This window comes from Bacillus sp. B4EP4a (assembly GCF_006680105.1).
In the GTDB taxonomy this organism is placed as follows: Bacteria; Bacillota; Bacilli; order Bacillales; family DSM-1321; genus Peribacillus; species Peribacillus simplex_E.
This window is the reverse complement of record NZ_VHIK01000027.1, coordinates 13,456-33,312: the sequence shown is the minus strand read 5'-3', so window position 1 is coordinate 33,312 and position 19,857 is coordinate 13,456. Positions and strand designations below refer to the sequence as shown.

Sequence of the window (19,857 nt, the reverse complement as noted above, 5' to 3'; positions counted from 1 at the left end):
TTGTAATTCCGTGATTCTTTAGTAAGCTTACGTCCAAGTTTTAATTGGAATGGTAAACTGACGCAGCTTTATACATACTGTGGAAATCGACAACATACATAAAAAGTTTGCAAGAAGCCCTGCTCCTTTACTCGATATAAATGACAAAGGCCCCTGTAAGCGTGCAGCATTCAGGAGCTTTCCTTTGACTAATATATAGTTAAGAAGTGTCTGCCATTGCATTGACTAATTGCATTATTAGAAGTTAAGCCTTTTTCTTAAATCCCAATACTTGAATGTCATTTTACCCATTTTCGACTTCGAAAGTGAATCATATTTACGTCCAAGTGCTAGGTTTTGTTTTTCTAACTTAGTAATTTGTTTAAGTTGAACTGTGTTCAGTTTTTTTAATTGCTTTACTTCTTTAACTAATTCTTTATTTTTCACTTTAATTTCAGTGTTTTTATTATCGACAATTGCCCGTTCTTTCATTGAAATTTCCACATCTTTTGGTTTTAATTTAGGATTGCTGTAGGTTTCAAATCCTATCGTTTTTAAATATGGCATGTTATTTTGAAAATTTTGTTCAAAGTTTCCATAACTTTTATGGATGTGGAAAAATGTATAACATCCAGCTTTTTCCGCTGAAATGATTTGACCATATCCAGACAGTTTAAATAGTTTTTCAACTCGTATTATTTCTTCAGGTATGTTTTTGACAATATAGGTGAAAACTTCGTCAACATTAAACTCTGCAGGCAATTTTTTCACTTTTTTTGATGGTGTATGCTGATTCAGTTCATCAAAGTCATCTTCATCAATATAAAACATATCCGTACTTTTATTTACATAATCTGTAATACGTTTGCTCCATAATAGTCCTTGCAGTTTTTTTATTGCTTCCGAAAATAAAAACTGTCTGCTAACTTGATACATTCGTTGTGCCGCAAACTCATATATATCCTTATTACATAGCGCTAATTTGACAGCGTCACGGAAATCCTTCTCTGTAACAGCATATAACGGGTAATCTTCGCCAAAAAGCTTTATATGCATTTCGGTTGGATTCATTATTACAGCCTTCCTTAAGATCCCATACTCCAATAGCTTTGTAGACAGTTCCAGACTGCTGTCCATTTCCACACTTCTCCAGGTTATCCCAATATCACCGTTCACGATTAATTGTTGAGCATTCTCCCTTGTCAATGCCCCGTACCATGTAAGCCCATCTGTATTTTTAAGGAGGTATGCCGCTTCTTCCTTAAACTGAGAATCATCTTTAACCCATTTGAATTTATCCCCCGCTACATCAAGTGATAGATTCGGAATTTCGCGTTTTAATTCTTTAAAAGCAGTAATGATGGGAATGGTCTTCCAATCCGGGTCGAATTTCCCTGTATATACAAGTTTGTTTTTTAACCGGTTCTGCCCTTCTGCTGATTCAACGTTCGGTATCATCGGGGTAAGTAGGGAAACTTTGTTTTTTTCTTTATTCAAATTAAGAATCTCAATGACAAATTCGCACATCTCTTCTGTTTGACATAAGAAATACGCACACTGATCATATATATTTTTGATGCTCTCAAATTTTTCTTCATTAACATCCTGACCTATGTGAGTCAGGCCTGTAGCATAAACTAATGTATTCTTTATGATATGATTATGCTTTGCTATTTTTTCAACAGTCTCAATGCTTCTTACAAATAGCCAATCATATCCCTTTTGACTCCAATAATGAGAAATGAGCATTTCAGCTATATCAAAATCAATGACACCTTTTTTTACCCATTCATCATCGTTGGCTTCAAAAAAAGGATCAACAAAAGGATTGAGGATGGTTATATTATCAAATTTCTCAAGAGGCTGAATTAAGATATCACGTTTGACCGGGCTAGCTAAAAGTAAGTCAACTTCGATGTTGGAATCTAACGCAATGGTCGATGCTAAGGAAGATAAAAATACTGCAGATCCATCCATTGAATTCATGTCAATAAAGCCAAATAGAAGCACCTTCATTTTTCTGTTTTCAACTAGTTCATGTGAATTCAAAGTTTTCACTCCAATGACTGAAATCTGATATGAATTTTTATTTTTTTATTTGTTCTTTAATAGATGATTTAAGCGCAAGATATTTTAACGTGAATTTCCCTGCATATGTAACGTTGAATTTGTGCTCTAATAACTTAAGTCTTCGTATTTCTTTGTTAAGCTTAATATTTTCTTTTTGGGCCATCTTACTTTTTTCTAATTCTTCCCGTAGCATATTATTTTCTTTTGTAATATTCTCAATTTTTTTTTGCTTTTCAGCGCCACTTTCCTCTATGAGCTCCAATGTCATGGACATCATGTCTTTCATTTGTAATTCAAGTTCCTCATACATAGTTTTCCAATATTCGTTTCGTTCGTCCATATTGAAAAAACTCCCCTCATTTAACCTTGGATAATCTCCAATTCTCTTTTAATAACAACATCTACCGCGCATTTTTCACGAATCGACTGAGAAGCTTGTTTTGACACTCTTAAAAATACGTCCGAGTTGTAATATAAGCGCTCTATTGCATCGGCAATTTCGATAGGGGACTCAGGCTTTGTTAGAAGGCCAGAAACGTCGTGTTTTACGAATTCCGGGATTGCCGTAATATCTGTTGAAATCGGCACTAGCCCACTCGACATTGCCTCACACATAGAAACCCCTTGAGAATCCAAACGGGTCGGGCAAAGGAAAATTCCATACTCCTTATGTAATGCAGCGATTTGCTCCTGAGATAGGAAACCTTTATGAATCGTCACATTCTCAAAATCCCGGATTGGCTCAACGGTTTGATCGAACAATTTCCCATCACCATAAAATGCAAATTCCAACTTATCGAAGTATGGTCTCTTTGATAGTTCCAGCACTGCTTTCACCGATAAATCATTGGCATATTTTCGTGAAGCGTATGGCCTAATTGAAAGGACTTTTGTCCGCTTTTCAACAGGCTTTTCGATAAAGGTAAACAGATTGTCATCTATTACATTAGGAATGATTACTGAATTTTTCGATTCTGCTCTTGCGTCACATTCCGCAATATGTTCTTTGAACCATTTGGAAATATGAACAAATGTTGTATCCAATTCATTCGTTTGATAAAACCAATTCATAAAAGAAAGCTGTTCTACATAATAGTCGTCCGACATTTCAAGTATCTTCCTCAAGCTTTCAGGGCTTTCAAGAAAATTAAACCATCTTCTATGCCATGCTTCCGTTTCAAATCCATGTATCCAGGTGATAATCGGTAAATCTGTGTTCGTTTCTTTTATCGCTTGTACCATTTTGGGATTAACAAAATGAATGAGAGCTTTTTTATGTACTTTATGATTTAAGAAAATGCGCAGATGCTGTTCAGTTCCTCGATAAACAGGCACATCTTCATACGTATACTTTTCTGCTTTTTTATAGGCAGGATGCAAAACAAAGACATCAACCTTCAAACCCTCATCCAGATAAGCCTTGACTCTTCGGTGGATAAACCCATTCCGATATAACTGATCTTCATGTGGATAAGCATTCGTAATGATTACATATCTATCTTTTTCACTAAATGTAAGCTCATATAGATTTATAGATTCCTCCATTTTTGTTCACTCCTACTATTCAGTCATCTTCAATCAGCCTGCTACTTATCTGTAAATGAAGGATTTTTAGAAGACCCTTTTCCAATCACTTTTAAAACCGTCAATCGATTATAACAAACATGTATTACTGAATATTGACATCAATATGAGAATTCTGTAAATAAAAGTAAAGTTTTCATGAACTTTTATATGTTTTTGTTAAGTTTCAGTAAGAACATAACCGGGAGGATCAGCATTCCTATAATCGCCCTCTTATATATAAACTATTGTATTTTAAGTCTGTTAATTGGACTTGGGAGTGTAGAGCATAAAACCAAAAGCTTAGACTTGATTATTTTTTATATCCTTAATGGAATTTATTGGTTTAGACACCAGTCAGTAAACTTTTTCTACCTTCAAGAATTATTCAAGCATGTTTTTGCAAGAATAGAATAGAATCGAAAAAAGACCAATTTGCTGAAGAGAGTGATATAGATGGAACCAATTACCTTTAAAGCATGCGCAATCACTAATGAAATTGATTTGAACAAGATCGCCATTCATTGCGGCATCCCTAAAAAATTCACCTGGGAAGAGCCTTTAATCCTTAAAGGAGATATTCTAAGTTCCATCCTTAATAAAAATGTGGACGAATCACAACAGGTGCTGGTTTTTTCCTTTGGCAGCATTGTCTTCATTAATTACTCACACGCGGATGAGATTAAGGAATTTTCATCCTTTATCCATTCTTTCGAGCCGGTCATTGATCTCGTTAATGTAGATAGATATACAGACGATTACAGCCTTCACTTCAGTGAAACTGAAAACATCAATTTGACAGACGAATATGTAGTTGTGCCTAAATATGAATTTTTCTACCCTGAATTAATTTCCACTATTCTCGCAAAATCGGTGGCACTTGAAAAAACCGAGGAACAACTCGGAAAAATTCACGACAAGCTCGAAGCCATGATAGACCGACTGGAAAAAGGCAAGCTGAGAATCGGCAACAAGGAACTAGCAAGGACGACGGCAAAAATCGTACGTCACGAGTACAATACCTTAGCGTATATCATGATTCTGGATAAACCTGATATTACATGGACAAGCAGTAGCGCCGGCGAATTTTATGACAGAATGCTTGATTTTTTTGAATTGAATGATCGGTATAAAATCTTGAAAAGTAAAACTGAAATTTTATATAACATTATGGATGGGTTTTCTAACATCAGCCATTCGATCAGGGGACTATTCGTTGAATGGATCATTGTGATTCTCATTGTCTTTGAGATTGTTCTCACGATTTTAGAAATTGTAGGATGGATACCGTGAATTCTGAACATATCGTATCGATATTAAAATTATAGGGAAAAATCTCAAATAAGCATCATTAAGATGTTTCAGACTGTAGACAAATTCGAAAAACGGGTTTGCTTACAGTTTTTTTCTTTGAAAAACGTTCCAATTGATTTCAGAAATCCGCTCCCTTTCCGCCGACTGTCTGCCAAGCGTCTGCGGTGTCTCGGCTAGCCAGTTATTCGGCAGGAGTGTCGCAACTTTCTTCAATCTAATATGAGTTTCTTCCCATATAAAAGAGTAAAAAATTTTGGCAATCCTTCCATCGCTAAAGCCGTGAAAGGGATTATGGATAACACCATCCCGAACCCAATTTTGTCGACAAACTGAAGGGTCATTAAGATGCCTATTTTGAGTTTAACCACTCTTTCATTTTTAAGATACTGTGTATGGAAGTTTAATTAAATTCCATACACACCGGGGACTAGGTACTATGGGAGATTCCCATTTCCTTTATGCCTCTAATATGATTGATCCCCCTATCTTTTACCTTTCATGGGAGAACGTTTTGACTTCTATCATACTCCCCCGAGGTTGCAAACACGTTCCACTGCCCTCAATATATTCCGGAAGTTATCTAAAGCTCCCTTAATCCAGAGCAAAATGGAAAATAAATTCCTCCCCTTCTTCCCCATTAAATCTGTATCCTTTGTCAACGAATCCAGCTTTTTTATATAAATTTATCGCTGGAACATTCGAATGATGGACCGTTAGAATAATCTCATTTTTATCTGGATGACTTAGTTTGATCATCTCAGGCAACACTTTTAAAGTCTTAAAAGCCAGCCCCTTTTTTTGATGGCGCAAATCCAAGGAGAATGATTTAAGAAGAACCGCATTCTCATTACTTGTATATTGATTTCCCGCTTTATCCGTATATAAGGCAAAACAACCAATCAAATCCTGATCTAAATAAATGACCATGGGGAGATTATATTTATCCTTCCTGAAGTCTTCGATAACTTTCAAAGGTAAAGAAGTATAGATTGCTTGTTCTATAGGTAAACAATAGTTGCTCAGCGCCTCATAGTCATTTTCCATAAAAGGTCTAATAGTTAATCCAGTCACCAAACTTACACCCCATTTTTCACATTTTGATAAATCCATATTAACAGATACTAAAGTTTTACAATCCACTACATACAATAATCCCCAATAAAGTTTTCACAAAAAAAGGAATGGCTTGTTTGCCATTCCTTCAGACTGTAGAAAAGCGAGTTGTTTAAATTTTTTTTTAAAACGTTCCTATTGGTTTCATCCATAAAAAAAGTAACCATGAAGGATAAACCAAGACTTATTTTCTTCTTCTGTTTTGCAAATCATGACGTTAAATCATTCAGACGCTGATAATTCACTTTCCGTTACCCATTTATGGTTCTTTACTTTTTCTCCCCCCGTAGTCGGTGTGAAATCGACCATATAAACAGTCGTTTTTTCAGCAGATTCAACTTCAGCGACTGTCCCGTTCATCCCTTCCATATGAGAAGCGTTTACTGTGATCTTCGCTCCGGGTTCATACGTCTTCTCACCTGCATCTTTGATTTCTTCGTGTATGATCCATTTATGATTTTCCACCTTTTCTCCGCCAGTTGCAGGCGTATACGAAATTGCATAAGCAGTCGTATCAAATGCACCCACTATTGTTGCTTCCGCCCCCTTCATGCTTTCCATATGACCTGATTCGATAATCGCTTGACTTCCAACTTCATAGGTTGGATTTTCTGCAGCTTTTAATCCTTCTGGAACATCACCCGAGCTAGAATGGTTCATGTCCATTTCACTATGTTCCATTTCTTCTTTATCTTCTTTGTTTTTATCATCGCTGTTGGAACATGCGCCAAGGACTAAAAACAGCGCTGCTAATAATGATAGGATGGTAGGCAATTTTGTTCTTTTTTTCATATTGAATAAAACCTCCTTTATGATCGCATCCATCTTACCAATTAAATATGCAGAAAATATGGAGTGACTTGTAGCAAAAGAAATTTTTATGCAATAGTCCTTTTTAACCTGATAGCGTTAATATTAAAGGTCTGAAAAAAGAAGAACCTTTCTCCGCAGATAGAAAAAGTCACCTTTCTTTGGTTGAACAGAATTCTATTTAGCCACCACAATCGCTACTTTTATTGCTATTCGACTTTTCTTGCAGAAACTTTTTGAATTGCTCTTTTGTAACATCCGATTTCATTGCCAATGTGACTAATTCCAGCCATTCGGCAGGAATGTTTCCATCAAAATCCTTCATATCATCATCTCTTTCTTTTTATTTTCAGTCTATTTTTCCAATTTTGTGTAAAACTATATTCGGAATATCATTATAAATTATCTCAATCATCCATAGCTGCATTTTAGTGTAAATTTAATAAGTCTTTACATTTACATATAAGGCCCCAATGTTTGTTTGTAATCAGGGAATTCCCCATTCTTCTAAATTAGTAACCTTAATTATTTAATAATAAAAGTGAACAGCTGCATTCGAGCGTGGTTTAACAGAGGTAAAAAGAGATGGTTTATTGATAGAGGTTATTTGAGGTGAACAATCCTGCCGGATATTGCCTGGAAATCAAGCAAGAAGGACTTGGTCAAAAGTCCTTCTTATGTCTAGTCTCCCAAAGAGTCTCCCAAAGTTGATTGTTCGATTTTTTGTATGATATGTGAAAGGTTCATCGAGGCATGTTTTTTATAATCCCTGCCTATGGATTTGAATAACCCTTTCGCTATACCTATTAACATGGTTTTGGTATGTCCATCCGAAATAATGGACTTATTAGGGAAACTTGATTCAGCTTGCGCACCGCCAATCTTATTAGCTGTTTCCTTAATAAAATCAATGATTTTAATTTCCTGGATTTTTCCTTCGATATCGGTTTTATAGATAATTTGTTTTCTCCAAAGCTTTAGCTCAATCCTCTGTTTAGTATAATCGAAGAGGTCTTCCGTAATATGAACATTGCTCATTTGAATGGAGTCTTTAATCGGATACAATTTCGGGTTAGGATTGATTTTCTTAATTAATGATTGGTCAATCGTGACCTTTTCCCGCTTTATGCGCGTAATTTTCGTTTCACATAGAATCAGCCTTAACTGTCCGGCAATTATATTGTTGAACTCTTCTAAACCAAAGAGTTCAACGAGCATTACGCTATATTCCAAAATGGTGATCGCTTCATCGAATTTTCGTTTAGCAGCTGCATTCGATCTAGTAAAAACCAATCGATTCTTCCTCTCCATATCCTTCTCACCCCACTGAATTAGAATCTATTGAATAAATAGTAAAAACTTCCGTAATGGATGTTTTAGACTGTAGACAAATTCGAAAAAAGAGAGTTTACCTACAGTTCTTTAGAAATTCGCTGCCTGTCCGCCAGCCTCCTCGCCGGTATTCATAAAAAGACTGTCGGGAATGGACAGTCTTTCGGTATGGACGCCTTTGATATTCAGTCCTTTTTTCCACTATCTATCGAAGTGCTGTTTCATTAACTCCTTAAATCGTGTTCCATCTATTTCTTCTTTCGTCACTTTCCCATCTTCCCACTGTGTAAAGGATGTATCAGTTAAAGTGATGTTCCCGCTGTTTGTCAAACGGGTGATTAATGGATGCTTATTAAATGGCGATTGGGGATTTTCCCTGATGATCGTTTGGACCTCATTAAGTTCCGCTACATTTCCTACCGGTTTTGAAGAATCGAAAGCATACCCTTTTCTCCAATCGCGATCTTTATGTTTCAGTTTTAATTCAAGGATATGATCTCCATGGGCGGTACTTTCTTTTTTTATCCTGAACTCACCATTTTGGGAAACGACCGTTTCTCCGTTCAACGGAACTGGTTTTAAAGGCAGATTCCCGCCAAAACCCGTATCGATCAAATAGGTTCGGCCCTCATGGTTCAATAGAATGGTGACATGGGTCCTTCCTATGGTCATCCACCCCTGATTATAGATGACACCCCGAACCAAGAATACATCAAAGTCATTTTCCTTCAGGAAAAAATAAAGGGCTGCATTCAATTCATAGCATAATCCACCCTCATTCCTCACGAGGACTTTGTTCATGATATTCGTTTTATTGATATCACTCAGATGGGATGCCATGATCGATAAGTTTTCAAAAGGAATGGTTTTCGCTGTCTTATCCAGAATTTCCTCTAATTTCTCAAATGTCAGTTTCACATCTTCCTGGAGCCCTATTCTTTTCCTGAATAATGAATTCAGTTCATTCATTAAGATTCCCCCTTTAGACAGATACCGACGAAGAGCATCTTGACTTTGTATATATTCATTATACTTTGTCCATATTTCATTCTTCAATCAATCTTCCATTAGCTCCACCTTTTCCTTTTTCCTTTTCCCTTTCCACCACTTCCCCAGAAACTTCATTCGCCCTATTCCGGGGTGGCTTAGAAAAATCTTTAAATAGTAATTTTTCTACACCTACTGCTTTCATTTGTCCCACTTCTTACTATTTAAAATGGTGTCTTGAAGATGGAAACTATGCTACTCCAAAACATATCCACACGCAAATAATCAGACTTTGTAAACATAAAAAAACCGATGTCCCTTTAGGGGCCATCGAGCCTTTTTTGAAAAGTTTCCATTACCTTTTATTAAGCGATTGACTTCTATCCAGGTCATGATGCAATTGTGCTGCCGGAACCTTAGGGTTAGGAATCTGCCCTTTTGGTCCAGTATCGGACTTGTCTCGGATAGTTTATTTCATGCCCTAAGCTGGTTCGCAACGGTAGGGTCTCTGTTCATGTTCGCTGACCTTCGCCGCCGAAAGGGATTATGGCTGAAAAGGTGGATAGGAGGAGTTTTGCTCGGGGCAGGTTCTTTTCAGTTATATGATGGGACCATCTAGCACAAGCTAATGCGTCTCCATCAAATTCGTTACAATGTCGATATTCTCCAATACGACTTGATTTGGAACATTGCAGCCGCAATCATGATACTGATCGGCATTACCTTCCTCATTCAAACAAGGCGCAGCTTACTTAAAGTGAAAGAAGACGGTCGCAATGCACAGTAATGGACATATTCATGATATTGGAACTGGTTTTGAACCGATTTTTTTGATTCTTTTCTCGCTTGCTATAGTTATTTATCTAGCAGCTGTCGTAATTTCGAACCGCCGCTATAAAAAATGGCCCTTATACCGTACGTTCTTTTGGATTCTTGGTACAATCTGTGCAGCCTCTGCAATTATAGGCCCCATAGCCAATCGCGCGCATATGGACTTCACGGCGCACATGGTTGGTCATTTACTGCTTGGTATGATTGCACCAACCCTCCTCGGGCTTGCTACACCTATTACTCTTGCACTGCGAACACTTGATGTACAATCAGCAAGACGCCTTTCAAATTTGTTGAAAAGTTGGCCGCTGCGCATTTTAAGTAATCCAATCACTGCTTCCGCGCTTAATATTGGGGGACTCTGGATACTTTATACGACTGAGTTATATGAGTTGATGCATCAAAATGCCCTTCTACATGCATTGGTGCATTTTCACGTGTTCATAGCGGGCTATCTATTCACTGCGTCCATGATTTATATGGACCCTGCGCCCCACAGGTTCAGCTTCATGTTTCGAGCTATCGTATTTACAATTTCACTGGCCGGCCATGATGTCCTTTCTAAATATATTTTTGCCCATCCTCCAAGCGGAGTCACCAAGGAACAAGCGGAAAATGGAGGAATGTTAATGTACTATGCCGGTGATGCCATTGACGTTGCACTTATTTGCATCCTTTGCTATCAATGGTTCAAAGCCACCCGGCCTAAGGGTTCACTTGCCTGTTAGAAGGTGGGTACCATGATTACTTTGGTAAACTCCTATGTTTCTGTTTAATCGTCCAACATTTAGCTCATACTAATTTTTGATGAAAAAAATTTAGGATGGAGCTGAATGGAAAATGGAATTTGAAGCTAACAATTCTACTGAAAATGCTCTTCGTGATTATAAAGCTGGAATCGGTGTCTTTACGCATAAAATGCCAGAACTTGCTGAGAAATTCAATTCGTTTACGGAAGAGTGTTTTAAAGAAGGTCAATTATCCCAGAAAGAAAAACAGCTTATCGCACTAGGAATAAGCTTATATTCACAAGATGAATACTGTATTATCTATCATACAAAAGGATGTCTTGATCAAGGCTGTTCCGAACAAGAAATTCTTGAAGCCATTGGCGTGACCGCGGCATTTGGCGGAGGAGCCACCATGAGTCAGGCTGTTACCCTCGTCCAGGAATGCATTCAGGAAATAAATCAGATGAAACAATGATAAAGAAGGGATAGGAGAGTTAGTCCTATCCCTTCTTTCTGTTCTTAACAAATGCTATTAATGACTCATGTTGTTGTTATTTCCTTGTGCGGGTGCATACGAATTCATCATTTGTTGCATATCCTGCTGTGCAAGCTGTGGAACTTGGTAGTAATGATGTTTGTTTTGATATATCGAAATCTCATATGCCATTTCAATGCAATTCGGAACGGAATCTGCAAATACGCGGCGAACCACCGGATTCGTTATTTCAAGCGCTGCCATCGCTTTCATGGATGCTGCAGACTTGACAGCTCCAAGCATCAAGCCTGAAATGCATTCATCCGTAATTTCCGACACGGATTGCAAAGGTTTCTTTGGCTGTGTTGGTGTCAATCCATATATGAAATCGTTACCTTGGTTCATTTTGTAACTCTGGGTCCGTTTAGAAGGATCCTGGCCCGTTTGGAAGCACTCCAATGAAATATTATATTCATCTTGGATGAACTGATATTGACGATCCAGAATATCCATCAATTCCTGATCCTTTACATGCTGACGCAAAAGAGTGTATGTGTTTAAAGTACCAATCGTTCCAGACAACACTTCATGTACATCGAATAATTCGTGACCACCGTGATTCATTTGTGGTGGGATGGCACCCGTTTGCATGTTCTGATGTACTTGACCTTGTTGATATTGGTTTTGCATTGTATTTCCCTCCTCGTTTTATCAATCATGTGAACAAGTTTAGTATGTTAAACCCCAACTGGATTATTCAAACTAAACTCTTCCAAGAAGACCAATTAAGCGGCAGTCATGTTTTCTGTATAAAAAAAACGTGACATTTTAAACTATAAACACTTTTATTTGAATGGGAGGATTTCTAATGACACATAAATGCTTCTATTGTACTGATGAAACGGAAGAAAAAAAATCCATGTTGTAACGTTTCAAGTTACTGACATGGATCGAAATGAAATGAAATGCTCTGTGATTAATGTTTTATAAAGAATGGCTACAAGGAATAAAAGGCTAAAATCACTCCAACTTTTTCCAAGAATTAACGATGCATACAAGGATTAGTACAGGGTAACTTAACTACGTTAAATAGTGAAATTCTTAAGGAGGATGGTTATGGGAATTTTAAGCGGAAATCCGAAAGAAGAGCCTATGCATTACGGTGAGGTATTTGGAACATGGGCATTTCTAACAACAACAAAAGGCTTGATTGCCTGTCATCAAACTATGCTTAATCATACTGGTGATAAGGACCTGCATAAATTACTGTAGAAGTGATCAATCAAGGGAAACAGGAAAGTGACCAAATTGAATTATTATTAAAAGAAAATAACGTGGGACTGCCTCCATCACCACCTGAAAGGCCTAAAGCAAATTTAGAGGATATTCCCGTTGGGGCATGACTTCAAGATCCTGAAATCTGTGCTTCAGTATCAATCGATATCGGTGCAGGATTAGTTGCTTGCAGCCAAATCATGGGTCAATGCATCCGCGAAGTTATTGCACAGATGTTCGCACAATTCCATACAGCGGCATTGGGTGCAGAGTTCTTACGATTGAATAAGGAAAAGGGATGGCTTGTCCCTCCTCCTCTTCATATTACTAAAACAAGTTTGTAAAAAGCATGAAATATCCCCTTAATCATGTTGACTTTGTGATTGAATGCCCCAACATGATTAAGGGGGTTAATTCGGATAATGAAGGGACAATTAAGGCATCACTACCATTGCAGACTTTCGATTAAGTAGCACTTTGTACATTGTTGACTATAATCATTCTTTACAAATTCATGATTACAATTCTCCCGAAAAATGTTCAGCTCTCTTTTCAGCTGTTCCAATTGAGCTTCCAACTGTTTCATTTCAACTTTTATCTGGATTACCCGATTCATCGAATTCTCCCTCTCGTCGGAATCATTGATAGATTTCCCCGTCCGTTTTCCTGAATTCATTCGCTTTTTCTTTAAGCCCTTCATCGATTACCGACTCAAAACCCAGACCCTTTTCCTTCGCCAGATCACGGATGTCCTGAGAGATTCTCATACTGCAGAATTTCGGGCCGCACATTGAACAGAAATGGGCTGTTTTGGCACCTTCAGCCGGAAGTGTTTCATCATGATATTCTACCGCCCTTTCAGGATCGAGGGAAAGATTAAATTGATCTCTCCAACGAAATTCGAATCTAGCCTTCGAAAGGGCATCATCCCGTTTTCTTGCATGCGGATGACCTTTAGCAAGGTCAGCTGCGTGGGCCGCAATTTTATAAGTTATGACCCCTACCCGAACATCCTCTTTATTCGGAAGTCCCAAATGCTCTTTCGGTGTCACATAACAAAGCATGGCAGTTCCAAACCATCCAATCATGGCAGCACCAATCGCAGAAGTGATATGATCGTATCCAGGAGCTATATCCGTTGTCAATGGTCCCAGTGTATAGAATGGTGCTTCTTGACAGACTTCCAGCTGCTTATCCATATTTTCTTTAATCAAATGCATCGGTACGTGACCGGGTCCCTCCACCATGACTTGAACATCGTGCTTCCAAGCAATCTTCGTCAGTTCCCCAAGTGTTTCCAATTCAGCAAATTGTGCCTCATCGTTTGCATCTGCAATGGATCCCGGACGGAGGCCGTCACCTAATGAGAAAGAGACATCATACGCCTTCATGATTTCACAAATCTCTTCAAAGTGAGTATAGAGAAAACTTTCTTGGTGGTGGGCCAAGCACCATTGTGCCATGATGGATCCCCCTCGGGAAACGATTCCCGTAACTCGCTTTGCTGTCATGGGGATGTATCGCAAAAGCACACCAGCGTGTATGGTGAAGTAATCGACACCTTGCTCAGCCTGCTCGATTAATGTATCCCGGAAAACTTCCCAATTTAAATCCTCCGCGACTCCATTCACTTTTTCCAATGCTTGATATATCGGAACCGTTCCAACTGGCACAGGTGAATTTCTGATAATCCATTCCCGGGTCGTGTGAATGTTCTTTCCGGTGGAAAGATCCATTATATTGTCTGCACCCCATCGTGTAGCCCAAGTCATTTTCTCCACTTCAGCTTCGATCGATGAACTAACAGCAGAATTTCCAATATTCGCATTTATTTTCACATGAAAATTACGTCCGATGATCATTGGCTCACTTTCAGGATGGTTAATATTTGCCGGAATGATAGCCCGTCCGCTAGCTACCTCTTCTCTTACAAACTCAGGGGCTACATTTTCCCTGATCGAAATGAACTCCATTTCTGGAGTAATGATACCTTTACGGGCATAATGGAGCTGGGTTACGTTTTGGCCTTTCACTGCACGTAATGGTTTTCTTTTCAATCCCGGAAAAACTTCGGCATTGGATTGTGACTCAACTTTTTTATACCCGTTATCTTCGGGCTTTATTTCACGGCCATCATACTCTTCAACATCTTCCCGTTCCAGAACCCAGCTTCGTCTAATCGGGGCAAGACCTTTACGAATATCAATGGGAAAATCTGAATCCGTATAATAACCGCTTGTGTCATAAACTCGTAAAGGCGGATTTTCCTCTTCGCCGAATGCCCCTGTAGTCGGACTTAGCTTAATTTCACGCATAGGTACTTTAATATCAGGTCTAGATCCCTCAACATACACTTTTTTACTCCCGGCAAAACTGGACATAATTGAAACGTTCATGTCATTTACAGAATTACTCATCATGATTTCATTTCTCCTTTTTAAGTTCATTTAAAAAGGACAAAATCCAATCCATTTCGCACGAAAAAGCCAGATCTCATATTTAAGACCCGGCTAACGTTAGTATGACTACAGAAATGACCAATTGAAATGTCATTGTTCAGTAGATTCTAACTTCCCCACGCTGGTATGAACCAGATCAGGTCCTGAGGGTTAAGAAGCTTAAGCGCTTCTCTCTCAGCCCAACTTTTATTGGACACCCCTAGTCTGAATAATTTAATTGATTACAGGGTAACTATATATCACCCTTTTCATTCTGTAAATACTTTAAAAGACCTAATATTTCATTTGAAACTCTCCAAAATTTGTTATTTGAAGTAGTACTGCCAATTAATTCCCCAGGCTCTCAAGGATTGGGTAAAGCTCCTCTAAATGCTTGATTTCATAGGTTGGAATCACTTCATTCCGTTCCTTATCATGGCGATTTATCCAAACCGACTTTATGCCTACCCGTGATGCTCCAAGGATATCGGTCATTAAATTATCGCCGACCATCAATACTTCATCCTTATCAAGCTCCATGATTTCCAAAGCATGCTCAAAAATGGAGGCATCTGGTTTACCTCGTCCAAAAGCGCCTGAAATCACGATTTGGTCAAAATAAGGAACCAGTTCAGGCGTAATTTCAAGTTTGGTATTTTGCAGTTCAGGAGATCCATTCGTAAGCAATAGCAATTTGTACTTCCCTTTTAATTCATCGAGAACACGGAAGGATTCTTCATAGATAAATGGCTTTTTGCGTCTCTCGGACGGGAAACGTTCTGCCAGTTCAAGCCCAAATTCCGGATCATCGATCCCTAATGCCTTCAAACCTCTCGTCCACGCTTCTTTCCGATAAGCCGGTGCAATCCCGGCCATCTTCCGGAATTCATCATGATCATCCTGAAAATTTCCCCATAATCCCTCAAATGGGTTGATTCCAATCATTTGAGTGAATGCATATGTATCGTAAGAAGAATAAAGCTCACGTGCTTCCTTTCGCACCGCTTCTTCAAACTCGTCGACATTCAGATCATATTTCTCCTTAGCCACTTCGCATGTGGCCACAAAAGCCTCTTTAACACTTTTCTGATCCCATAGTAATGTATCATCTAAATCAAAAAAAACTGCCTTCAGCAAAATGTCCACCCCTCTTTCCCTATTATTGAATTCGTAAAAATTACACTATTACAATAATAAACCACAACCAATAAAAAAAGAATAACTATTCGGAAAATGCCTTCCTCTTTCTTAAAATCAGCAAAAATGACTTAACCGTTCTGGTGGGAAGCCAAATATTTCCCCTTTATCATCTTTCAAATACATAAAGCTTTCCATTACTGGCAATCTTGAACTTTGGACCAGTGAACCCCCGTCGTATCAGCTCTTTCCTCATATATACCATGAGGGCGGCATGACTCACGATCAGAACATCCCTTTCCCCCTTTGCTAAGACCTCATCCAATACTTTATTGATCCTTCGCTCTGCGATCTTAATTTCCGCCCTTGTCTGCTTGTTGATTACCGAGCAGCAGCGAATCCAAATGGCCCAAAGGATGAACGGCAGCTTAACTTTTCCTTTTAGTGGAGGGGAAGGTATTTCCCGCAGCTCCTCCATCCGATGAACCGTACCTGGATAGATATGTTCCGCTGTCTTGACAGCTCTCGACATATCACTGCTATAACATTCCTGCCATTCCTCCACACCAAATAAAGTCGTTCCGTAAATGATATCCGCTGCATCATAGTCCTCAAACCATTGCTTCATATCATCCGCCGTCACAGGTCTCCCAGTGGGAAATTCATGTGCCACCTTAAAATGCCGTACCAAACCAATTTTCATATATTCTCCTTTTTATCTTTTAAAATATAAATTTCGTTTTCTTGTAAAAGTCCTTATCACTATATTACCCTATGTAAAACCATAAAAAAATGTATGTTGAAACTATAAAAAGCCTTACTGATCTCTCCTTGACATTGTGTATGTTTAAAAAAGCTTACGGATTGTGTACTATAATTATTTGATTATGATAGCATCAAAAAAAGAGAAAGCATTTCGCCTTCTCCAGTTTGGTTTATTCTATGAATTGAAGTTCCGTTATCGTACATCTTTTCCTGAATTTATATTTCCCGCTCAAATCACTGAATTGATAATCATTGAGGGATTTCCCCAGTTGTTCCTTTATCTTATCCACAGTAATTGATTCCTCAATTGTCTCTTTCCAATTTTCCTTTCCTATTAACTCTTCGAACGGAATTGTAGTCAGGACTTCATCATATATCTGGATGCTTTGATCGATGCCGAAGCTGCCATAGATACTGCCATTTTCATCAGCAAAGATATGCTCCGATTCCAATTCTTCCACCAATACTTCTAGATATTCCTTTGACTTAACAGGCTTGATGGCAATCTCTGCTTCCGCCGTTACAGGTCCCAATCTCTTATCGACGATCTCTATCGTCAATTTAACGTGAACGGGCGGATACCCAAACCCTTCACAAAGTTCTGCTGCCGAATTATATACCATCTATACATCCTCCTTTTGTCACTATCATTATATAATATAAATACTCCATCTCATTACCAAAAACCCTTATTCAAGTTCACTTGGCATATGCTCCTTCATCAATTGAAGGGTCAGTCGTCACATTTCCGGATTCCCCTGAAACGAAAGCCACCCATTATAGTAAAAAAATCAGTGTAATCCTGATTTCTTCAGTTCAAAGGCATAATTATCATTCATATTTCACAACTCTTTTATACGTTTATCCATAATACGCCATTTACTATTTGTGAACATAGCCAAAAAGTCCAATGCAGCTCCATGAATTGGACTTTTTATAAGCTTCAGATTATGGCTTTAACACCACTTTAATGCATTCATCTTCGTGATCGTTAAAGATTTGATAAGCTTCACTCGCTTTTTCGAGAGGGACTTTATGGGATATGATTTCCGTGGGGTCGAACTTTCCAGCCGTGATTTCATCAAAAAGCTTTGGCATGTAGTGAATGACTGGTGCTTGCCCCATTTTCAGGTTAATGTTCCTTTCAAATAAATTGCCTAATGGGAACATGTTATATTTGGATCCGTATACGCCAGTCAATTGGATCGTACCGAATTTACGTACGGCGTTAAGTGCAATCTCGATCGCGCTTAACGTTCCGCCCTGAAGTTTCAGCTTTTGCTCAATCGCCTCGATCGTTGATTTCTTGCCATCCATACCCACACAATCTATGACCTCATCGGCCCCGCCTGAAGTGATTTCCTAAATGTAGCTGCCCATATCGTTATACTCGTCGAAGTTATACGCCTCAACCTTATTCATCTGTTTTGCCTTATTGAGCCTATAAGGAAGATTGTCGATTGCAATGACCCTTTTTGCGCCTTTCATCCAAGCGAACTTCTGAGCCATCAAGCCAATGGACACATCCAAGTACCGCTACCGTATCATCTTTCTTGACTCCAGCGTTCTCTACACTCCAATATGCGGTTGGCAGCACATCGGACATGAACAATAGTGCCTCATCTTCAAGTTCACATGACTCTATTACAAAAAAAGCCCCGGAAAACCGGGACTCACATAACTACTTATTAATTCCCATTTTCATTGTGATTATCATGCTTGTACTCTCTTAGTACCTCGCTGAATACATCAGGATAATTAGTGAACAGCCCCGTTGCACCCCATTCAAGAGCCTTTTTCATATCCGCTCTATCATTTACTGTATATGGATGGAATTGAAGGTCATGACTGCGAACCATCTTCACATATTGTCCATCAACCTTATTGAAGTTCGGGCCAACGCCAATTGCATATTCCTTAACGGATTCCAATTCTTCATCTGAAATGGTTGCTGGGTTCTTATAAGAATAGAGTTGCACAAGCGGTAACTTTGGATTCATGTCATGAACCTTCATAAGGCTTTCTTTACTGAACGATTGTATTAATACATTCTTGGTACGGCCTTTTGAATCCACCATTTTATATTCTTCCAGAACCTGCAGAAGTTCTTCTTCCATTCCTGGATATACTTCAGGGGACTTTGTTTCGATATAGTAATTGGCCTGCTTTCCGAACTTCTTAAAGACTTCTTCAAGAGTGGGAACCTTTAACCCTTCATATACCTCTTTTGCCAATTGCGGATATTTTTCATTAAACCATGAACCGGCATCCAGTTGCTTGATTTCTGCCAGCGTTAAATCCTTCACCAGACCTGTACCATTCGTCGTACGATCCACCTTTTCATCATGCATTGCTATCAATCTTCCATCCTTGGTCATCTGAAGATCGATTTCTATGTAGTCACCTTTCATTTGTTCTCCCAATTGATAAGCGGGAATGGTATGTTCAGGTGCATAACCAGAAGCTCCCCGATGTGCAATATTCACGATTTTCTTCTCATAAATAGATGAATTGGAATGATTTCCATTTGCAGCTGAGGCCCCCATGGAAGTAGCTTGCAATATAAAGGCCGCACTCATCATACAAAAACCGAATTTCTTTATATTCGTTTTCATTTTCCCTCTCTCCCTCCTATTATTACCATCATTTTAGAAGGGGAATGTGAATCTACAGATAATATAATGTAAAGAAATAATATATTAGTCAAAATGAGTAAAATAACCTATCAAAAAAATTACCCACAGCGCTTTCATTAGTTCGTTGTACCTAACCCAATATGAATGATGGCTTAATTATTTGATTAAGCCTCTTTATCCAAAAAAATTATAAATGAGAAATGTGCTAAACATGGATACTGGTAATCTAATAAGAAAATATAAAAAGTTTCTTGGCATGTACATATTGAAATAGTAGAAAAAAACAGTCACCCAAATACCAACAACTAACCATTTACTCCTTGTTACTTAACTCCTTTCTTCGCTGTTTAATAAGTCTTTAACCGTTTCATTAATACGTCAAGTCTGCTATATCCATAATA

The 19,857-nt window shown here is 38.4% G+C and carries 20 protein-coding genes, 3 pseudogenes and 1 riboswitch; of the genes and pseudogenes, 5 read left to right on the top strand and 18 right to left on the bottom strand.

What is annotated here, in order from left to right:
* Positions 1 to 237 precede the first annotated feature (237 nt).
* The 3 genes from FNK51_RS14195 to FNK51_RS14185 are packed head-to-tail and all read right to left on the bottom strand — an operon-like array spanning position 238 to position 3,594.
* Positions 238 to 2,028: a glycosyltransferase family protein gene (locus FNK51_RS14195; RefSeq protein WP_141993765.1), complete on the bottom strand. Its 1,791-nt coding sequence runs from the start codon at positions 2,026 to 2,028 to the stop codon at positions 238 to 240.
* Positions 2,029 to 2,065: 37 nt separating this feature from the next.
* Positions 2,066 to 2,389, bottom strand: coding sequence for a hypothetical protein (locus tag FNK51_RS14190; protein ID WP_098370878.1), 324 nt, complete (start codon positions 2,387 to 2,389; stop codon positions 2,066 to 2,068).
* 20 nt (positions 2,390 to 2,409) lie between these two features.
* The gene (locus FNK51_RS14185) at positions 2,410 to 3,594 is read right to left on the bottom strand and encodes a glycosyltransferase family 4 protein (RefSeq protein ID WP_141993764.1); all 1,185 of its coding nucleotides are present in this window, start codon (positions 3,592 to 3,594) and stop codon (positions 2,410 to 2,412) included.
* Between the two features lie 474 nt (positions 3,595 to 4,068).
* Between FNK51_RS14185 and FNK51_RS14180 the strand changes: the two genes are divergently transcribed.
* Positions 4,069 to 4,905: an RMD1 family protein gene (locus FNK51_RS14180; RefSeq protein WP_141993763.1), complete on the top strand. Its 837-nt coding sequence runs from the start codon at positions 4,069 to 4,071 to the stop codon at positions 4,903 to 4,905.
* Positions 4,906 to 5,007: 102 nt separating this feature from the next.
* Here FNK51_RS14180 and FNK51_RS27245 read toward each other — a convergent pair whose 3' ends face one another.
* The 7 genes from FNK51_RS27245 to FNK51_RS26605 form a co-directional block, all read right to left on the bottom strand.
* A complete protein-coding gene (locus tag FNK51_RS27245; RefSeq protein WP_286176981.1) occupies positions 5,008 to 5,139 on the bottom strand; it encodes a hypothetical protein in 132 nt (43 codons plus the stop codon).
* A gap of 378 nt (positions 5,140 to 5,517) precedes the next feature.
* Complete coding sequence (locus tag FNK51_RS14175; RefSeq protein ID WP_286178719.1) at positions 5,518 to 6,066, bottom strand: GNAT family N-acetyltransferase; 549 nt, start codon at positions 6,064 to 6,066, stop codon at positions 5,518 to 5,520.
* A gap of 195 nt (positions 6,067 to 6,261) precedes the next feature.
* Positions 6,262 to 6,831, bottom strand: coding sequence for a YdhK family protein (locus FNK51_RS14170; protein WP_141993762.1), 570 nt, complete (start codon positions 6,829 to 6,831; stop codon positions 6,262 to 6,264).
* Between the two features lie 199 nt (positions 6,832 to 7,030).
* A complete protein-coding gene (locus FNK51_RS14165) occupies positions 7,031 to 7,174 on the bottom strand; it encodes an anti-repressor SinI family protein (protein ID WP_141993761.1) in 144 nt (47 codons plus the stop codon).
* A 356-nt stretch (positions 7,175 to 7,530) separates the two neighbouring features.
* On the bottom strand, positions 7,531 to 8,160 hold the full coding sequence (locus FNK51_RS14160; RefSeq protein ID WP_141993760.1) for a hypothetical protein: 630 nt from the start codon (positions 8,158 to 8,160) through the stop codon (positions 7,531 to 7,533).
* Positions 8,161 to 8,382: 222 nt separating this feature from the next.
* Complete coding sequence (locus FNK51_RS14155) at positions 8,383 to 9,150, bottom strand: arylamine N-acetyltransferase family protein (RefSeq protein ID WP_141993759.1); 768 nt, start codon at positions 9,148 to 9,150, stop codon at positions 8,383 to 8,385.
* Positions 9,151 to 9,226: 76 nt separating this feature from the next.
* Entirely contained in the window at positions 9,227 to 9,373 is a 147-nt protein-coding gene (locus tag FNK51_RS26605; RefSeq protein WP_181762264.1) for a hypothetical protein, read from the bottom strand.
* A gap of 237 nt (positions 9,374 to 9,610) precedes the next feature.
* Between FNK51_RS26605 and FNK51_RS14150 the strand changes: the two are divergent.
* The 3 genes and pseudogenes from FNK51_RS14150 to FNK51_RS14140 form a co-directional block, all read left to right on the top strand.
* A pseudogene (locus FNK51_RS14150) lies at positions 9,611 to 9,955 on the top strand (DUF2243 domain-containing protein); the annotation flags it as partial.
* Positions 9,945 to 10,727, top strand: coding sequence for a cytochrome c oxidase assembly protein (locus tag FNK51_RS14145; protein ID WP_141993758.1), 783 nt, complete (start codon positions 9,945 to 9,947; stop codon positions 10,725 to 10,727). The pseudogene FNK51_RS14150 and the gene FNK51_RS14145, both read left to right, overlap by 11 nt.
* A 112-nt stretch (positions 10,728 to 10,839) precedes the next feature.
* A complete protein-coding gene (locus FNK51_RS14140) occupies positions 10,840 to 11,205 on the top strand; it encodes a carboxymuconolactone decarboxylase family protein (RefSeq protein ID WP_141993757.1) in 366 nt (121 codons plus the stop codon).
* A 57-nt stretch (positions 11,206 to 11,262) separates the two neighbouring features.
* Here FNK51_RS14140 and FNK51_RS14135 read toward each other — a convergent pair whose 3' ends face one another.
* Complete coding sequence (locus FNK51_RS14135; protein WP_141993756.1) at positions 11,263 to 11,895, bottom strand: spore coat protein; 633 nt, start codon at positions 11,893 to 11,895, stop codon at positions 11,263 to 11,265.
* 426 nt (positions 11,896 to 12,321) lie between these two features.
* On the opposite strand from FNK51_RS14135, the pseudogene FNK51_RS14130 reads away from it, so the two are divergent.
* A pseudogene (locus tag FNK51_RS14130) lies at positions 12,322 to 12,824 on the top strand (DUF3231 family protein).
* 101 nt (positions 12,825 to 12,925) lie between these two features.
* Here FNK51_RS14130 and FNK51_RS26600 read toward each other — a convergent pair.
* The 7 genes and pseudogenes from FNK51_RS26600 to FNK51_RS14100 all read right to left on the bottom strand — a co-directional run bounded on the left by FNK51_RS26600 (position 12,926) and on the right by FNK51_RS14100 (position 19,435).
* Positions 12,926 to 13,096 (bottom strand): hypothetical protein, encoded by a 171-nt coding sequence (locus FNK51_RS26600; RefSeq protein WP_181762263.1) that lies wholly within the window; start codon positions 13,094 to 13,096, stop codon positions 12,926 to 12,928.
* 22 nt (positions 13,097 to 13,118) lie between these two features.
* Positions 13,119 to 14,900 carry a phosphomethylpyrimidine synthase ThiC gene (gene thiC / locus FNK51_RS14125; protein ID WP_141993755.1) on the bottom strand — a complete coding sequence of 594 codons (1,782 nt, stop codon included), beginning with the start codon at positions 14,898 to 14,900 and terminating at the stop codon, positions 13,119 to 13,121.
* 135 nt (positions 14,901 to 15,035) lie between these two features.
* Positions 15,036 to 15,150: riboswitch (TPP riboswitch) on the bottom strand.
* 116 nt (positions 15,151 to 15,266) lie between these two features.
* Complete coding sequence (locus FNK51_RS14120; RefSeq protein WP_141993754.1) at positions 15,267 to 16,055, bottom strand: HAD family hydrolase; 789 nt, start codon at positions 16,053 to 16,055, stop codon at positions 15,267 to 15,269.
* A 169-nt stretch (positions 16,056 to 16,224) separates the two neighbouring features.
* Positions 16,225 to 16,758 carry a histidine phosphatase family protein gene (locus FNK51_RS14115; RefSeq protein ID WP_141993753.1) on the bottom strand — a complete coding sequence of 178 codons (534 nt, stop codon included), beginning with the start codon at positions 16,756 to 16,758 and terminating at the stop codon, positions 16,225 to 16,227.
* 232 nt (positions 16,759 to 16,990) lie between these two features.
* Positions 16,991 to 17,443 (bottom strand): hypothetical protein, encoded by a 453-nt coding sequence (locus FNK51_RS14110; RefSeq protein WP_141993752.1) that lies wholly within the window; start codon positions 17,441 to 17,443, stop codon positions 16,991 to 16,993.
* Positions 17,444 to 17,768: 325 nt separating this feature from the next.
* A pseudogene (locus FNK51_RS14105) lies at positions 17,769 to 18,474 on the bottom strand (zinc-binding dehydrogenase); the annotation flags it as partial.
* A 34-nt stretch (positions 18,475 to 18,508) separates the two neighbouring features.
* Entirely contained in the window at positions 18,509 to 19,435 is a 927-nt protein-coding gene (locus FNK51_RS14100; protein ID WP_141993751.1) for a glycerophosphodiester phosphodiesterase, read from the bottom strand.
* Positions 19,436 to 19,857: the final 422 nt, after the last annotated feature.

Excerpts from the sequence above, each read along its gene's own strand:
- FNK51_RS14190 (WP_098370878.1), bottom strand. The coding sequence starts at position 2,389 with ATGGACGAACGAAACGAATATTGGAAAACTATGTATGAGGAACTTGAA.
- FNK51_RS14185 (WP_141993764.1), bottom strand. The coding sequence starts at position 3,594 with ATGGAGGAATCTATAAATCTATATGAGCTTACATTTAGTGAAAAAGAT.
- FNK51_RS14180 (WP_141993763.1), top strand. The coding sequence starts at position 4,069 with ATGGAACCAATTACCTTTAAAGCATGCGCAATCACTAATGAAATTGAT.
- FNK51_RS14170 (WP_141993762.1), bottom strand. The coding sequence starts at position 6,831 with ATGAAAAAAAGAACAAAATTGCCTACCATCCTATCATTATTAGCAGCG.
- FNK51_RS14165 (WP_141993761.1), bottom strand. The coding sequence starts at position 7,174 with ATGAAGGATTTTGATGGAAACATTCCTGCCGAATGGCTGGAATTAGTC.
- FNK51_RS14160 (WP_141993760.1), bottom strand. The coding sequence starts at position 8,160 with ATGGAGAGGAAGAATCGATTGGTTTTTACTAGATCGAATGCAGCTGCT.
- FNK51_RS14155 (WP_141993759.1), bottom strand. The coding sequence starts at position 9,150 with ATGAATGAACTGAATTCATTATTCAGGAAAAGAATAGGGCTCCAGGAA.
- FNK51_RS26605 (WP_181762264.1), bottom strand. The coding sequence starts at position 9,373 with ATGAAAGCAGTAGGTGTAGAAAAATTACTATTTAAAGATTTTTCTAAG.
- FNK51_RS14145 (WP_141993758.1), top strand. The coding sequence starts at position 9,945 with ATGCACAGTAATGGACATATTCATGATATTGGAACTGGTTTTGAACCG.
- FNK51_RS14140 (WP_141993757.1), top strand. The coding sequence starts at position 10,840 with ATGGAATTTGAAGCTAACAATTCTACTGAAAATGCTCTTCGTGATTAT.
- FNK51_RS14135 (WP_141993756.1), bottom strand. The coding sequence starts at position 11,895 with ATGCAAAACCAATATCAACAAGGTCAAGTACATCAGAACATGCAAACG.
- FNK51_RS26600 (WP_181762263.1), bottom strand. The coding sequence starts at position 13,096 with ATGAATCGGGTAATCCAGATAAAAGTTGAAATGAAACAGTTGGAAGCT.
- thiC (WP_141993755.1), bottom strand. The coding sequence starts at position 14,900 with ATGATGAGTAATTCTGTAAATGACATGAACGTTTCAATTATGTCCAGT.
- FNK51_RS14115 (WP_141993753.1), bottom strand. The coding sequence starts at position 16,758 with ATGAAAATTGGTTTGGTACGGCATTTTAAGGTGGCACATGAATTTCCC.
- FNK51_RS14110 (WP_141993752.1), bottom strand. The coding sequence starts at position 17,443 with ATGGTATATAATTCGGCAGCAGAACTTTGTGAAGGGTTTGGGTATCCG.
- FNK51_RS14100 (WP_141993751.1), bottom strand. The coding sequence starts at position 19,435 with ATGAAAACGAATATAAAGAAATTCGGTTTTTGTATGATGAGTGCGGCC.